The sequence below is a fragment of the Allosediminivita pacifica genome, assembly GCF_003054175.1.
In the GTDB taxonomy this organism is placed as follows: domain Bacteria; phylum Pseudomonadota; class Alphaproteobacteria; order Rhodobacterales; family Rhodobacteraceae; genus Allosediminivita; species Allosediminivita pacifica.
Genome location: NZ_QBKN01000001.1, coordinates 173300 through 187417 on the forward strand (window position 1 = coordinate 173300; position 14118 = coordinate 187417).

The 14118-nt window shown below is 69.4% G+C and carries 13 protein-coding genes; 8 read left to right on the forward strand and 5 right to left on the reverse strand.

What is annotated here, in order from left to right; genetic code table 11:
* Window positions 1–81: 81 nt before the first annotated feature.
* The 4 genes from C8N44_RS00845 to rbfA all read right to left on the reverse strand — a co-directional run bounded on the left by C8N44_RS00845 (window position 82) and on the right by rbfA (window position 3838).
* Complete coding sequence (locus C8N44_RS00845) at window positions 82–858, reverse strand: 3'(2'),5'-bisphosphate nucleotidase CysQ (RefSeq protein WP_107974260.1); 777 nt, start codon at window positions 856–858, stop codon at window positions 82–84.
* Complete coding sequence (locus C8N44_RS00850) at window positions 845–2191, reverse strand: TldD/PmbA family protein (RefSeq protein ID WP_107974261.1); 1347 nt, start codon at window positions 2189–2191, stop codon at window positions 845–847. The genes C8N44_RS00845 and C8N44_RS00850 overlap by 14 nt, the downstream gene beginning before the upstream one ends.
* 509 nt (window positions 2192–2700) lie before the next feature.
* Window positions 2701–3456 (reverse strand): phosphodiester glycosidase family protein, encoded by a 756-nt coding sequence (locus C8N44_RS00855; protein ID WP_107974262.1) that lies wholly within the window; start codon window positions 3454–3456, stop codon window positions 2701–2703.
* Window positions 3443–3838 (reverse strand): 30S ribosome-binding factor RbfA, encoded by a 396-nt coding sequence (gene rbfA / locus C8N44_RS00860; protein WP_107974263.1) that lies wholly within the window; start codon window positions 3836–3838, stop codon window positions 3443–3445. The genes C8N44_RS00855 and rbfA overlap by 14 nt, the downstream gene beginning before the upstream one ends.
* An 87-nt stretch (window positions 3839–3925) precedes the next feature.
* On the opposite strand from rbfA, the gene dapB reads away from it, so the two are divergent.
* The gene (dapB, locus tag C8N44_RS00865) at window positions 3926–4741 is read left to right on the forward strand and encodes a 4-hydroxy-tetrahydrodipicolinate reductase (protein WP_107974264.1); all 816 of its coding nucleotides are present in this window, start codon (window positions 3926–3928) and stop codon (window positions 4739–4741) included.
* A gap of 195 nt (window positions 4742–4936) precedes the next feature.
* On the opposite strand, the gene C8N44_RS00870 is transcribed toward dapB, so the two are convergent.
* Complete coding sequence (locus C8N44_RS00870; protein ID WP_107974265.1) at window positions 4937–5140, reverse strand: DUF1674 domain-containing protein; 204 nt, start codon at window positions 5138–5140, stop codon at window positions 4937–4939.
* A 69-nt stretch (window positions 5141–5209) separates the two neighbouring features.
* Here C8N44_RS00870 and C8N44_RS00875 point away from each other — a divergent pair, with 69 nt between their 5' ends.
* The 7 genes from C8N44_RS00875 to C8N44_RS00905 all read left to right on the forward strand — a co-directional run bounded on the left by C8N44_RS00875 (window position 5210) and on the right by C8N44_RS00905 (window position 13802).
* Window positions 5210–6481 carry an RsmB/NOP family class I SAM-dependent RNA methyltransferase gene (locus tag C8N44_RS00875; protein WP_107974266.1) on the forward strand — a complete coding sequence of 424 codons (1272 nt, stop codon included), beginning with the start codon at window positions 5210–5212 and terminating at the stop codon, window positions 6479–6481.
* Window positions 6482–6550: 69 nt separating this feature from the next.
* Window positions 6551–8293, forward strand: coding sequence for a heparinase II/III family protein (locus C8N44_RS00880; RefSeq protein WP_107974267.1), 1743 nt, complete (start codon window positions 6551–6553; stop codon window positions 8291–8293).
* Between the two features lie 22 nt (window positions 8294–8315).
* Window positions 8316–9905, forward strand: coding sequence for a bifunctional phosphoribosylaminoimidazolecarboxamide formyltransferase/IMP cyclohydrolase (purH, locus tag C8N44_RS00885; RefSeq protein ID WP_107974268.1), 1590 nt, complete (start codon window positions 8316–8318; stop codon window positions 9903–9905).
* A gap of 35 nt (window positions 9906–9940) precedes the next feature.
* The gene (lspA, locus tag C8N44_RS00890) at window positions 9941–10420 is read left to right on the forward strand and encodes a signal peptidase II (protein ID WP_107974269.1); all 480 of its coding nucleotides are present in this window, start codon (window positions 9941–9943) and stop codon (window positions 10418–10420) included.
* Window positions 10421–10505: 85 nt separating this feature from the next.
* Window positions 10506–11021: a DUF3035 domain-containing protein gene (locus C8N44_RS00895; RefSeq protein ID WP_107974270.1), complete on the forward strand. Its 516-nt coding sequence runs from the start codon at window positions 10506–10508 to the stop codon at window positions 11019–11021.
* 76 nt (window positions 11022–11097) lie between these two features.
* Complete coding sequence (locus tag C8N44_RS00900) at window positions 11098–12477, forward strand: M16 family metallopeptidase (RefSeq protein ID WP_107974271.1); 1380 nt, start codon at window positions 11098–11100, stop codon at window positions 12475–12477.
* On the forward strand, window positions 12477–13802 hold the full coding sequence (locus C8N44_RS00905) for a M16 family metallopeptidase (protein ID WP_107974427.1): 1326 nt from the start codon (window positions 12477–12479) through the stop codon (window positions 13800–13802). Before C8N44_RS00900 ends, C8N44_RS00905 begins: the two co-directional genes overlap by 1 nt.
* The last annotated feature ends 316 nt before the right edge of the window (window positions 13803–14118 follow it).

Here is a 14118-nt window from a genome sequence, read left to right on the forward strand (position 1 = left end):
ACTCCTTTGTTTCTGGGGCTCGGGCGAGAGGGCCGGTGACGCGCGCGACCCTAGCGATCCGCGCTTCCCGGTCAAGCTGCGTCAGAGAAGACGGTCAAGCAGGGCTGAATGCATGGCAGGCCCCGCCGCGATCACCCCGGGATGCTGCGGCACGGGCGCGTTGAATCTGAGCCCCGCGCCGTAGCGGTCGGTCACCTTCGCGCCGGCTTCCTCAAGGATCAGGCTGCCGGCCGCGATGTCCCATTCCCAGGCGGGGCGCAGCGTCAGCATGGCGTCGAACTTGCCCTCGGCCACAAGGCTCAGGCGGTAGGCGAGCGAGGGCCGGTGATGCCGCCGGAACCCCGGCACGCCGCGCGGCCAGTGTCGCGGCTCCATGTTCTGCTTGGTGGCGAGCACATCGGCGTCGTCAAGCTCGGGGGCATATTCGGCGATGCCCACCGGCGCGCCGTTCAGCCGCGCGCCCGATCCCCGTGCCGCGGTGTAAAGCTTGTCGAGCATGGGCAGGTAGACCACCGCCGCCGTCACCTCGCCGTTCACCACCACAGCCAGCGCATGCGCCCAGGCATCCTGCCCGTCGATGAAGGCCCGCGTGCCGTCGATGGGATCGACGATGAAGGTGGCGGGCTTGGTCAGCCGGTCGGGGTCCTCGGCGCTTTCCTCGCTCAGCCAACCGTAGTCCGGCCGCGCGCCGCGCAGGACCTCTTCCAGAACGGTGTTCACGGCGAGGTCCGCGTCCGTCACCGGGGTCTGGTCATGCTCCTTGGTGCGCACGTCGAGCGCCCCGCCGATGTAGGTCGTGGCGACCTCGGCCGCGCGCTGCGCCGCCTCCGTCAGAAGCCTCAGGTCATTCTCCGGCAAGGGTCAGCCCCTCCACCCGTAGCGAGGGCACGATCCGCGACAGCCAGGGCCGCGCATCGTTGGCGGGCGTGATCGTGGCCAGCATCTCGCGCAGGTTGCCCGCGAGCGTCACGCCCGAGACCGGGTAGGCCACCTCGCCGTTCTCGACCCACATGCCGGCGGCGCCGCGGGAATAGTCGCCGGTGTTGGGGTTGATCGTCGCCCCGATCATCGAGGTCACGATCAGCCCCGTGCCCATCTCGGCGGCGAGCGCGTCGCGGCTCTGCGTGCCTTGCGTCAGCGACAGGTTCCAGGGGCTGGGCGACGGCCCAGACCCGGCGCTGCGTGCGGCATTGGCGGTGCTCTCCATGCCCAGCTTGCGCGCATTGGCAAGGTCCAGCGTGAAGCTTTCCAGCACCCCGTCACGCACCACCGCGCGAGGCCGCGTCGCCAGCCCCTCGGCATCGAAGGGCCGCGTGCCCGCCGCGCGCGCCCGGTGCGGGTCTTCCATAAGGTCGATGCCCCTGGGCAGCAGGTCCTCGCCCAGCGCGCCGCGCAGCCAGGAGGCGCCCCGTGCCACGGCGCTGCCGCTTGCCGCGCCCATCAGGTGCGCGATGAGCGAGGCCGCGATGCGTTCGTCGAAGATCACCGGGTACTTGCCGGTCCTGGGACGGCGCGGGTTCATGCGCTGCACCGCGCGCTCGGCGGCGCTGCGCCCGATCTCGGCCGGCGAGATCAGGTCCGACTGGAAGGTCCGGCTGTCGCCGTCGTAGTCGCGCTCCATCTTCAGGCCCTCGCCCGCGATGGCGACGCAGGAATGCCCGCGCGAGGTCCGCTTGTAGCCGCCGGAAAACCCGTTGGTCGCCGCCAGCCAGACGTCGCGCGCGGTATAGCCGGCGCTCGCCGACTGGACCTGCGTGATGCCTTCGACACCCAGCGCCGCCGCTTCGGCCTCGCGCGCGGTCTGCTCCAGCGTCGCGGGCGAGGGTTCCTCGGTCGGGTCGTACATCTCAAGCGGGCCGGGATCGACCGGCGTGCCGAGCTGGCCCGGATCGGCGAGGCCCGCATAGGGGTCCTCGGGCGCTTCGCGGGCCATGGCGACCGCGCGTTCGGCGATGGCCGCAAATGTCTCGGGTCGGCTGTCCGAGGCCGACACGATAGCCGACCGGCTGCCCACGAAGACCCGCAGCCCGATGTCGGTGCTTTCCTCGCGCTCGGCCTGTTCCAGCGCGCCGCCGCGCACGTCGATCGATACCGAGGTGCCCGAGACGGCGATGGAATCCGCGCTGTCAGCGCCGGCGGCTTTCGCGGCGTCCAGAAGGGCGTGGGCAAGGCTCTGCGGGCTGGCGGTCATGGGCGCTCCTGATCGGGGTGGACAGGGCTATGACCTATGCCGCGGTGCAGGTCAGCGCAAGGTTGCGAGGGTTCGGCGCGACGTTGCGGCGGTGCTGAAGCGCCTGCACGCTCAGGCTATTCGCTGACCCGCCCGGAACAAGGGCCGCAGGCCGCCGGGCATCGTCATGCTGGAAGCGCCTCTGGCATCACTGCGCCCCCGAGGCGGCGGTTTGGCGAAGCTGAGCGCGGCGTGTCCAGGTCTTCCTGACCTTGCTGGGATAAAACAAGAGAATGGTCGGTCTGGATCGCCTCCGCGCGCGGCTGCCATATGCGGCTTCGCCCGGAACAAGGGCCGCAGGCCCGCCGGGCGAGCGCCGGACCGTCCGCGCGGTCTGGCGCTTTGGCAATTACAGTGAAACGTTCGGAGGTCATCCGGATCTGGCAGGCATAAAACACTTACCCCGGGAGGTCGCGGCGCCACACCACGGTCCGCCGCTCGCCCGGCTCATCGCTCCATCTCGATGCCCGTCAGGACGCGGGCGCCGTCACCGCCACGATCGGTCCCATCTGACGGCCAAGGTCCGCGCGACCCACCTCGGGCGCGTAGATCCGCGACACGTTGCCGTCGAAATAGAGCGCCTCGGGCAGGTTCAGCCGGTCGCGGAACAGCCGCGCAAAATCGTGGAAGGTCACCGCATTCTCGGAGATGGCAAAGACCGCGCGGTCGCCCTCGTCGGTGGTGCCCACGCCATTGCGGATGTAGCGGGAATCGCTGTCGGGCAAGAACCGCGGGTGCAGCTTGCCGCCGATCACCAGCATCGGCCCCGACTGCGTCGCGTCCCGGCATTCTGGGCGTCGTTCGAGGTAGTCGCGCGTCTCGAAGACGCGGGCATAGCCATCGCGCAGGCAGAACACGCCGTTGGGCAGCAGCCCGAAGTTGCCCGGCCCGGCGTTCGGGATCACGCGCATGACCTCCTCGCCGTCCTCGACGTAGTGGCCCACCGGGCTGCGGTCGGAATGGTACATCCCGCCGTTCATGGCAAAGACGAGGTTGCGCCCCTCGGCCTCCAGCGCCGTATCCAGCGTGCTGAAATCGCCCCAGACCTCGCCCTCGGGATCGCGCAGGAACAGCTCCAGCTGCTCGGATTCGGGATCCACCGCGCAGGTCACGTAGCGGTTGCCGTCGAATTCGATCCGCTCGCACTCCACCGCCCGGGCCGGTGCGGCAAGCAACGACGCCGCCAGCGCGGCGACGGCGAGCAGGGCGCTCTCAGTCCTCGACATCGCGCCGGACGGTCTCCTGCGAGAAAAGCCGCCGGCTGTCGTCCAGCCGGTCGAAGGTCTCGTCGAGCCGGAAGCGCAGCTCGGGCGCGTATTTCAGCGTCAGCTCCTTCGACACCGCGCGGCGCAGCTCGCCCTTGTTGCGGTCGAGAAGCTCGAACATGTCGTCCTCGCCCTCGCCGCCCAGCGGCACGACGTAGGCCGTCGCCACCTTCAGGTCGGGGGAAACCGAAACCTCGCCCACCGTGATCGAAAGCCGGTTGAGCTCGGGGTCATGAATGTCGCCGCGGTTCAGCACGTCGGAAAGCGTGCGCCGGATCAGTTCCCCGACGCGGCGCTGCCGCTGGCTGGGCCCGGGGCCCTCGTTATGTCTGCTGCGTGCCATGCGCAGAGAGGTAAGGCTTCCGGCGGGCTTTGCCAAGCAGCCTGCACCGCGCTATGCCCCCGCCCGAAGGTCAAGCAGGAGCGGATCATGAGCGAGTTGCCGGGTATTGTCGTTGTCGGGGTTTCCGGACGGATGGGCCAGATGCTGGTGCGCGAGGTGCGCGCCTCGGAAAAGATGCGTCTTGTCGGCGCCGTGGAACGCGCGGGCCACGACTGGATCGGGCAGGATCTTGGTGTTGCGATGGGCGGCCCGGAGATGGGCGTGACGGTCTCCGACGACCCGGTCGAAACCTTCGCGAAGGCGCAGGCCGTGCTCGATTTCACCGCCCCCGCTGCGACACTGGAATTCGCCGAACTCGCCGCGCAGGCCCGCGCGGTGCATGTCATCGGCACCACCGGCTTCACCGAGGACGAGCTTGAAAAACTCAAGCCCGCCGCCCGCCATGCGGTGATCGTGCGCGCCGGCAACATGAGCCTCGGGGTGAACCTTCTCACGCAGGTGACGAAACAGGTCTCCGCCGCGCTCGACCTCGACTGGGACATCGAGATCATCGAGGCCCATCACAACCGCAAGGTCGATGCGCCCTCGGGCACCGCGCTCATGCTGGGCGAGGCCGCCGCCGAGGGCCGGGGGCAGGTGCTCTCCGAGGTCACGGATTCGGGCCGCGACGGCATGACCGGCGCCCGCAAGCGCGGCGACATCGGCTTTGCCGCGATTCGCGGCGGCGACATCGTGGGCGAGCACGAGGTGCTGTTTGCGACCGCGGGCGAGCGTATCTCGATCAGGCACGTGGCCTCCGACCGCGCGCTCTTCGCCCGCGGCGCGCTCACCGCTGCGCTCTGGGGGCAGGACAAGGAGCCCGGCGAATACGATATGCTGGACGTGCTCGGGCTGAAGCGGTGAGCTTCGCGCCCTTCCCGCCCGGAACAAGGGCCGCAGGCCCGCCGGGCGAGCGCCGGACCGTCCCCGCGGTCTGGCGCTTTGGCAATTGCAGCACGACGTTCGGCGGTCCTTAGGATCTGGCCAAGATAAAGCGCCCACCCCGGAGGTCGCAGCGCCATACCACGGTCCGGCGCTCGCCCGGCTCCGCGCCGTCCTTCAGAAATCGACCGCGAGGCCCTTCTTCTCCCAGTCGCCGTAGCGCACGGGTTCCGGCCCGTCGCGGCCGCCAAGCTCCAGCGGCAGCGGCTCGGCCAGCGCGGCAAGGCGGCGGCGTTCCTCGGCCTCGGCCAGCGCGCGGCGCGCGGCCTCGGGCAGGTCCGGACGGTCGGTTTCGGGGGTACTCTCGGGCGTATCGGTCATGACGCTTTCCTCGTGCCTTTGCCCTTGATATACGCGCCGCCTGCCTGCCGACAACCACCGAGGACCAACATGCCCCCCAGACCCGACCCGGCTCGCGCCGCCGCGCTCGACCTGCTGATGCAGGTGCTGGACGAGGGCAGGGCGCTCTCGGAACTGACCGCCACCACCGCGAAGCTCTCGGCCTCCGAACGCGCCACCGCCCAGCGGCTGGCCGCCGACGTGCTGCGCGGGCTCGACCGCTGCGACCGGCTGCTCAAGCCGCACCTTCGCAAGCGCCCGGCGCTGCGCACGCAGAACATCCTGCGGCTGGGCGTCGCGGAGCTGGCGCAGGGCGGCGCGGCGCACGGCGTGGTCGACGCGGCGGTGAAGCTGGCCGAGGGCGACCGCCGCAGCGCCTCGGCCAAGGGCATGGTCAACGCCATCCTGCGCAAGATGGCCGAGGAAGCCCCGGCCACCTGGGGCAAGATGCCCGTGCCCATGCTGCCCAAGTGGCTGCGCGGCCCCCTGCGCGAGGCCTGGGGCGACCGCACCGTGGCGCAGATGGAAAAGGCCCACTTCGCCGGTGCGCCGCTCGACCTGACCGCCAAGGGCGACCCGGCGAAACTGGCCGAGGCCACGGGCGGCGAGCTGCTGCCCACCGGCACCGTCCGCCTGCACCAGCGTGGACAGGTCAGTGCGCTGCCGGGCTTCGAGGCGGGCGATTTCTGGGTGCAGGACGCCGCCGCGGCGCTGCCCGCCCGCCTGCTGGGCGACGTGGCGGGCCTCAAGGTGCTCGACATGTGTGCCGCCCCCGGCGGCAAGACCCTGCAACTGGCCGCCGCGGGCGCGCAGGTCACCGCACTCGACATCTCCGAGCACCGCCTTGCCCGCGTGCACGAAAACCTGGGCCGCACCGGCCTCAGCGCCGAGGTCATCGCGTGCGACGTCATGGAGCACGAGGGCCAGTACGACGCCATCCTGCTCGACGCGCCGTGCTCGGCCACCGGCACCATCCGCCGCCACCCGGACCTGCCGCATGTGACGCAGGGCGAACGCATCGCCGATCTCATCGGCCTGCAGGAGGTCATGCTCGACCACGCGCTGCACCTGCTGAAACCCGGCGGCAAACTCGTATTCGCCACCTGTTCGCTGATCCCGGACGAGGGAGAATGCCAGGTCGAAGAGGCGCTCACCCGCCACGCGGACCTCACCGTCCTGCCGCCCGAGGCGCCGGGGATCGAGCCCGCATGGATCACTGAGGAGGGCGGTCTGCGCCTGCGCCCGGACATCTGGGCGGAAAAAGGCGGCATGGATGGCTTCTACATGGCCCTTATGCGCAAGGGTGATTCGGAAATCCGGTGACTTCGCGGGCCTGAAAGGTTAAGCTTGCCTTAAACGACTGCCAGAAGGCGGTCCCGAGAGGCAGAGCAGATGGCCCGCATGTCCCGTCCCGCTGCCGCCTACGGGCGGTTCCGGAATCGTCTGAGCGCACGACTGTCGGCCCGCACCAAGCCGGCCACCGGCTTCCTGTCGCATCCCGAACCGCACACCATCGGCTACGTCGCCCGCGGGCGACAGCTTCTGGCGGGCAACCTCATGTTCGCGGGGCACCTGATCGAAACCCCGGGCATGCCCTGGGACGTGACCCCGCCGAGCCCCGCCTATGCCGCCGACCTGCACGCCTTCACCTGGCTCGACGATCTTGCGGCTGTCGGCGATGCCACGGCCCGCGTGCAGGCGCAGAAATGGACCTGGGACTGGATCCGTCGCTACGGCCGCGGCAAGGGGCCCGGCTGGACACCGGACCTGACCGGGCGCCGGACCATCCGCTGGGTGCAGCACGCCATCTTCCTGCTGCGCGGACAGGACCGCGCCAGGGCCGATCTCTTCTACGCCGCCCTCTCGCGGCAGGCCGAGTTCCTGTCCCGCCGGGGCAGGGCGGCGGGCCCCGGTCTGCCCCGGTTCGAGGCCATGACCGGCCTGCTCTATGCCGGGCTCTCGCTTGAAGGGATGCAGCACCACATCGCCCCCGCCCGCGAGGCGCTGGGCGCCGAATGCGCCCGCATGATCGACGAGGGCGGAGGCATCCCCACGCGCAACCCCGAGGACCTGCTCGAGGTCTTCACCCTGCTCACCTGGGCGCAGGAGGCGCTGGATGCCGCCGACATGACGCCCACCGACGCCCACAGCGCGGCGCTCGCCCGCATGGCGCCGACCCTGCGCGCCCTGCGCCATGCCGACGGGTCGCTGGGCCGTTTCCACGGCGGCGGGCGCGGTGTCGACGGCCGTCTCGACGAGGCGCTGGCAAGCTCCGGCGTGCGCCGCCGCCGCAAGGAAGGGCTCGCCATGGGCTTCGCGCGGCTCTCCGCCGGGCGTACCTCGGTGCTGATCGACGCGGCGCCGCCGCCTGCCGGGCGCGCCTCGGCCAATGCCCATGCCTCGACGCTGGCGATGGAGCTGACCTCGGGCCGGCGCCCGGTGCTGGTCAACTGCGGCGCGGGCCATGCCTTCGGCCCCGACTGGCGCCGCGCCGGGCGGGCCACGCCCTCGCACAGCGTGCTCTGCCTCGACGGCGGCTCCAGCTCCCGGCTCTCCGATCCCGAGACCTTCGGCGATGAGATGCGCGAATACCTCCGCGACGGGCCCCGCTCCGTACAGGTCGAACAGACCCGCCCGGCCGAGGGCTACCGTTTCGAAGGCGCCCACGACGGCTACGTGCCAGCCACCGGCCTCACCCATGCCCGCAGCGTGCTGCTCTCGCTCGACGGCCGCACGCTCGAGGGCGAGGATTTCCTCGTCACGCTCGAACCCGAGCACAAGAAACGCTTCGACCGCGCCGTGGACGAGGGCGGGCTCTCGGGCCTCTCCTTCGACATCCACTTCCACCTGCACCCCGATCTCGAGGTCTCGCTGGACCTGGGCGGTCGGGTGGCCTCGGTCACGCTGCGCTCGGGCGAGGTCTGGGTCTTCCGCTTCGAGGGCGACGTCTCGATGCGCATCGAACCCTCGGTCCTGCTCGAAAAGGGGCGGATCCGCCCACGCGCGACCAAACAGATCGTTTTATCCGGCCGCGCGATGGGCTATTCGACGCGCGTCCGCTGGAGCCTGGCCAAGGCGCATGATACCGCACTTGCGGTCCGCGACCTGGTGATGGACGAGGTGGACCCGTTCTGAATCACCCTGGAAGGCCCCTGCCATGCCCGATCTCGCCCCGCTGCGCCGCGCGCTGATTTCCGTGTCCGACAAGACCGGCCTCGCCGAACTCGGTCAGGCCCTGTCGAAGCGGGGGGTCGAGATCCTCTCAACCGGCGGCTCCGCCGCGACCCTGCGCGACGCGGGCGTGAAGGTCACCGACGTGGCCGAGGTCACAGGCTCGCCCGAGATGATGGATGGCCGCGTCAAGACGCTGCACCCGCGCATCCACGGCGGCCTTCTGGCGTTGCGCGACAACGACGACCACGTCGCCGCCATGGAGGAGCACGGCATCGGCCCCATCGACCTGCTGGTGGTGAACCTCTATCCGTTCGAGGAAACCGTCGCCAAGGGCGCCGACTACGACACCTGCATCGAGAACATCGACATCGGCGGCCCCGCCATGATCCGCGCGGCGGCCAAGAACCACGCCTTCGTCACCACCGTGGTGGACGTGGCCGATTACGAGCCCCTCCTGAAGGAGCTCGAGGACAACGACGGCCAGACGACCGAGGCCTTCCGCAAGCGTCTCGCCCAGGCCGCCTACGCCCGCACCGGCGCCTATGACGCCGCCGTGTCCACGTGGATGGCCGGTGCCATCGGCGCCGAGATGCCCCGCCGCCGCGCCTTTGCCGGCACGCTGGCGCAATCGCTGCGCTACGGAGAGAACCCGCACCAGTCGGCGGCCTTCTACACCGACGGCACCGACCGCCCGGGCGTCGCCAGCGCCGAACAGCTGCAGGGCAAGGAACTCAGCTACAACAACATCAACGACACCGACGCGGCGTTCGAACTGGTCAGCGAATTCCTGCCCGGCGACGGCCCGGCCTGTGTCATCGTCAAGCACGCCAACCCCTGCGGCGTGGCGCGTGGCAAGACCCTGAAAGAGGCCTACGCCCGCGCCTTCGACTGCGACCGTACATCTGCCTTCGGCGGCATCGTGGCCCTCAACGGCATCCTCGACAAGGAGACCGCCGAGGCCATCACCGAGATCTTCACCGAGGTCGTCATCGCCCCCGGCGCCAACGTCGACGCGCGCGAGGTCTTCGCGAAGAAGAAAAACCTCCGTTTGCTCATCACCCCGGGACTTGCCAACAGCGCGGCCGCGGGCTTGACCTTCCGGCAGGTCTCGGGCGGTTTCCTCGTGCAGGACCGCGACAACGGCCGCGTGTCCCCCGAGGAGCTCAAGGTCGTGACCAAGGTAAAACCCACCGATGCCCAGATGAACGACCTTCTGTTCGCCTGGAAGGTGGCCAAGCACGTCAAGTCCAACGCAATCGTCTATGCCCGTGATCTCGCCACCGTCGGCGTCGGCGCCGGCCAGATGAGCCGCGTGGACAGCGCGCTCATCGCCGCGAAAAAGGCCGAACGCATGGCCGAGGCGCTGGGCCTGCCCGAGCCGCTGACCAAGGGCAGCGCGGTCGCCTCCGACGCCTTCTTCCCCTTCGCCGATGGCCTGCTCGAAGCCGCCGGGGCAGGGGCCTCCTGCGTGATCCAGCCGGGCGGCTCCATGCGCGATGATGAGGTCATCAAGGCCGCCGATGAAGCCGGCCTCGCCATGGTCTTCACCGGCATGCGGCACTTCCGGCATTGAGCGGGCCCGTGGCAAAGGGCGCGCCCCGCCGCGCGATGATCCGCGTCTTCTGGGTGGCTCTGGCGATCTTCGTGGTCGACCAGCTTTCCAAGTTCTGGATCCTGCGCGGGCTCGACCTCGACACGCGCGGGGCCATCGACGTCTGGCCGCCGCTGCTGAACTTGCGCATGGCCTGGAACTACGGCATCAACTTCGGCCTGCTGGCCGGTGAACAGGGCGCCGTGCGCTGGATCCTGATCTCGGTCGCGCTGGGCATCGTGCTCTTCGTGCTGGTCTGGCTCTGGCGCGACCCGCCGGGCCTGCGCGGCCAGATCGCCGGTGGCCTGCTGGTGGGCGGCGCGCTCGGCAACGTGGTCGACAGGTTGCTCTACGGCGCGGTGGCCGACTTCATCAACATGTCCTGCTGCGGCATCGACAATCCCTTCGCCTTCAATGTCGCCGATGTGGCGATCTTTCTGGGGGCGGTAGGGCTCATCCTTTTCCCGGGGCCGAACGGCAACGGGAAGCGCAGGTAACGGCCGGCCCGCGGCGGCAACAAGAAGACCCCGTGACGGCAGGAGCCAGATAGGCTAAGGCTGTCCGAAATTCCGGAGGTTCCCCATGCGGCGCGCGCATGTCCTTGCATCCATGACGTTTCTTGCCCTCGCCGCCTGTGGCGGCGGAGAGCCGCGCCTGCACGAGCTGCGCAGCTTCAGCGGCAGTCCCGAGGAATTCGCCATCGTGCCGAACAAGCCTCTGGAAAGGCCGCAGAACCTGTCCGAGCTTCCGGCGCCCACGCCGGGGGGCGCGAACCGCACCGACCAGACGCCGCAGGCCGATGCCGTCGCCGCCATGGGCGGCAACCCCGCCGCGATCTCGGCGGGCGGCATACCCGCCTCGGACGGCGCGTTGGTGCAGCACGCCTCGCGCTTCGGGCGCGATGCCACCATCCGGCAGGAGCTTGCCCAGGCCGACGCCGAGTTCCGCCAGCGCAAGTCGCGCTTCTCCTGGCAGCTCCTTCAGGAAGACAAGTACAACCGCGCCTACAGCGCCCAGTCGCTCGACGCCTACGAGTGGCTCGAACGCTACCGGGCCGCGGGCGCCCGCACCCCCTCGGCGCCGCCGCCCGCGCGATAAGGTCACGGGTTCGTGCCGGAAGGTTGAAACCCCGTGTGCGGACCACAGCTAGAACCTTGTCCAACAGGAGGGTTGCATGAGCCGCATTGCCGCTCTGATCGCCGCCGCCTGTGCCCTTGCCGCTCCGGCGCTGGCGCAGGAGGATCAGGTTACCACTTTCGAACTCGACAACGGCATGGATGTCGTCGTCATCGAGGATCACCGCGTTCCGGTTGTCGTTCACATGCTCTGGTACAGGGCCGGCGCCGCAGACGAGGAAAAGGGATCCTCGGGCGTTGCCCACTACCTCGAACATCTGCTGTTCCGCGGGACCGAGAACCTCGAACCCGGTGAGTTCAGCGAGATCGTTGCCGCCAACGGCGGCACCGACAACGCCTTCACCAGCTACGACTACACCGCCTACTTCCAGCGCGTCGCAGCCGACCGGCTCGGCCTGATGATGGGCATGGAGGCGGACCGCATGGTCAACCTCAAGCTGGCGCAGGAAGATCTCGACACCGAACGCGAGGTCGTCATCGAAGAACGCAACATGCGGGTCGAGAACGACCCCGGTTCGCTCTTTCGCGAACAGCGCAGCGCCGCGCAGTTCATCCACCATCCCTACGGCACCCCGGTCATCGGCTGGCGCCACGAGATGGAGCAGATGGACCTGCCCGACGTGCGGGCCTTCTACGACCGCTTCTACGCCCCCAACAATGCCGTGCTCGTGGTGGCGGGCGACGTGACCCCCGACGAGGTGCGCACACTGGCCAATGCCAATTACGGCCCGCTCCATGCCAATCCCGACATCGGCCCCCGCGAACGCGTGGTCGAGCCCGAGCACCTGGCCGAACGCCGCATCATCATGCGCGACGCCCGCGTCTCGCAGCCCTACGTGATGCGCAGCTACATTGCCCCCGAACGCGACGCCGGGGACCAGAAAAAGGCCGCGGCCCTGACCCTGCTGGCCGAGGTGCTCGGCGGCGGGCAGACCTCGGTCCTGAACCGCAAACTGCAGTTCGAAACGCAGAACGCCATCTACACCGGCGCCTTCTACGACGGCACCTCCTACGACGACACGACCTTCGGCATGGCTGTGGTGCCCGCCGAGGGCGTCTCGCTGGAAGAGGCCGAAGAGGCGCTCGACACCGCAGTGGCCGAGTTCCTCGAGGAAGGCGTCGACAGCGAGCAGCTCGACCGCATCAAGTTCCAGCTCAAGGCCCAGCTCACCTACGCCCGCGACGACGTGAACAACCTCGCCCGCCGCTACGGGGCCGCGCTGACCTCGGGGCTGACGGTCGAGGACGTGCAGGCCTGGCCGCAAGTCCTGCAGGACGTCACCGAAGAAGACATCCTCGCTGCCGCGCGCGAGGTCTTCGACCGAGACAGCTCGGTCACCGGCTACCTGATGGCGCCGGAAGCCGACGCGCAGACCGAACAGATCGACTCCAATGCCGACGCGGAGGTGGGCCAATGATGATGCGTTTCGCACTGATCGCGGGAATCGCCCTCGGCGCCGCAACGACGGCGCAGGCCGCCACCGATATTCAGACGGTCGAGAGCGAAAACGGCTTCACCGCCTGGCTGGCCGAGGAACACTCGATTCCCTTCGTCGCGCTGGAACTGCGCTTCCGCGGTGGCGCCTCGCTTGACGAAGAGGGCAAGCGCGGCGCCACCAACCTGATGGTCGGCTTGCTCGAGGAGGGCTCGGGCGACATGGACGCGCGCGGCTTTGCCGCCGCCGCCGAGAGCATCGCCGCCAACTTCAGCTATGACGTGGGCGACGACGCGGTCGCGGTCTCGGCGCGTTTCCTTACCGAAACCCGGGACGAGGCCGTCGACCTGCTGCGCCAGTCGCTGGTGGAACCGACCTTCTCGGAGACGGCACTGGAACGCGTGCGCGCGCAGGTGCTCTCCTCGATCCGCTCGGATGTCACCGACCCCGACACGCTCGCGGCAGAAAGCTTCGCCAAGGCGGCCTTTGGCGATCACCCCTACGGCAGCCCCTATATTGGCTCGCTCGAGAGCGTTGCCGCGCTCACCCGCGAGGACATGCAGACCGCGCTCCACAATGCCATCGCGCAGGACCGCGTCTACGTTTCGGCCGCGGGCGACATCACGCCGGAAGAGCTCTCGCAGCTCATGGACGACCTGCTCTCGGACCTGCCCGAGACCGGCGCGCCCATGCCCGAGGACGTGGACGTGCAGATGCAGGGCGGCGAGACGGTGGTGCCCTTCGACACGCCGCAATCCACCGTCGTTTTCGGCCACGAGGGCATTGCCCGCGACGATCCGGATTTCTTCGCTGCCTACGTGATGAATCACATTCTCGGCGGTGGCGGGTTCGAGGCGCGTCTCATGCAGGAGGTGCGCGAGAAGCGGGGCCTCACCTACGGGGTCTATTCCTACCTCGTGCCCAAGGATCACGGGCCGGTCTACATGGGCCGCGTCGCCTCGGCCAACGACCGCGTCGGCGAAGCGGTGCAGGTGATCCGCGACGAATGGGCCCGCATGGCGGAAGAGGGCGTGACGGAAGAGGAACTGGAGCGCGCCAAGACCTATCTCACCGGCGCCTATCCCCTGCGATTCGACAGTAACGCCGCCATCGCGGGGATCCTCGTGGGCATGCAGCTCGACGGCCTCGACCCAGAGTACGTGCTGACCCGCAACGACAAGGTCGAGGCGCTGACGGTGGAAGACATCAACCGCGTGGCGAAACGTCTGCTGAAACCCGAAGCCCTGCACTTCGCCATCGTGGGCCAGCCTGAGGGCCTGCAGGAGGTCTCGGCCCCGGGGCAGTGACCCGGCCCTGATCCAGCTGCGCGCTACCGCGCGCTTTCATTCCGCCAGACCGGCATGATCGCCCCGTTCCCCGTGGACGGGGCGATTTGCTCTTGTGGGCATCGAGAGGGAAGGGGGCTCGGGACTCACCGAAACGGAAATCCGTCCCGAAGCCATCCCTCGCCCCCCGTGTCTGCCCTGACGCGGCCTGCCGTCCCGTTCAAGCGCAATCGCCGTATCCCCGCTGCGCGGGGCCCCTCGGGGATTCCGCTTGATCGTGCCGGCCGGCCCCGTTCCTCAGGGCACACGGGCGAGGGACGGCTCCGGAACGGAAGGT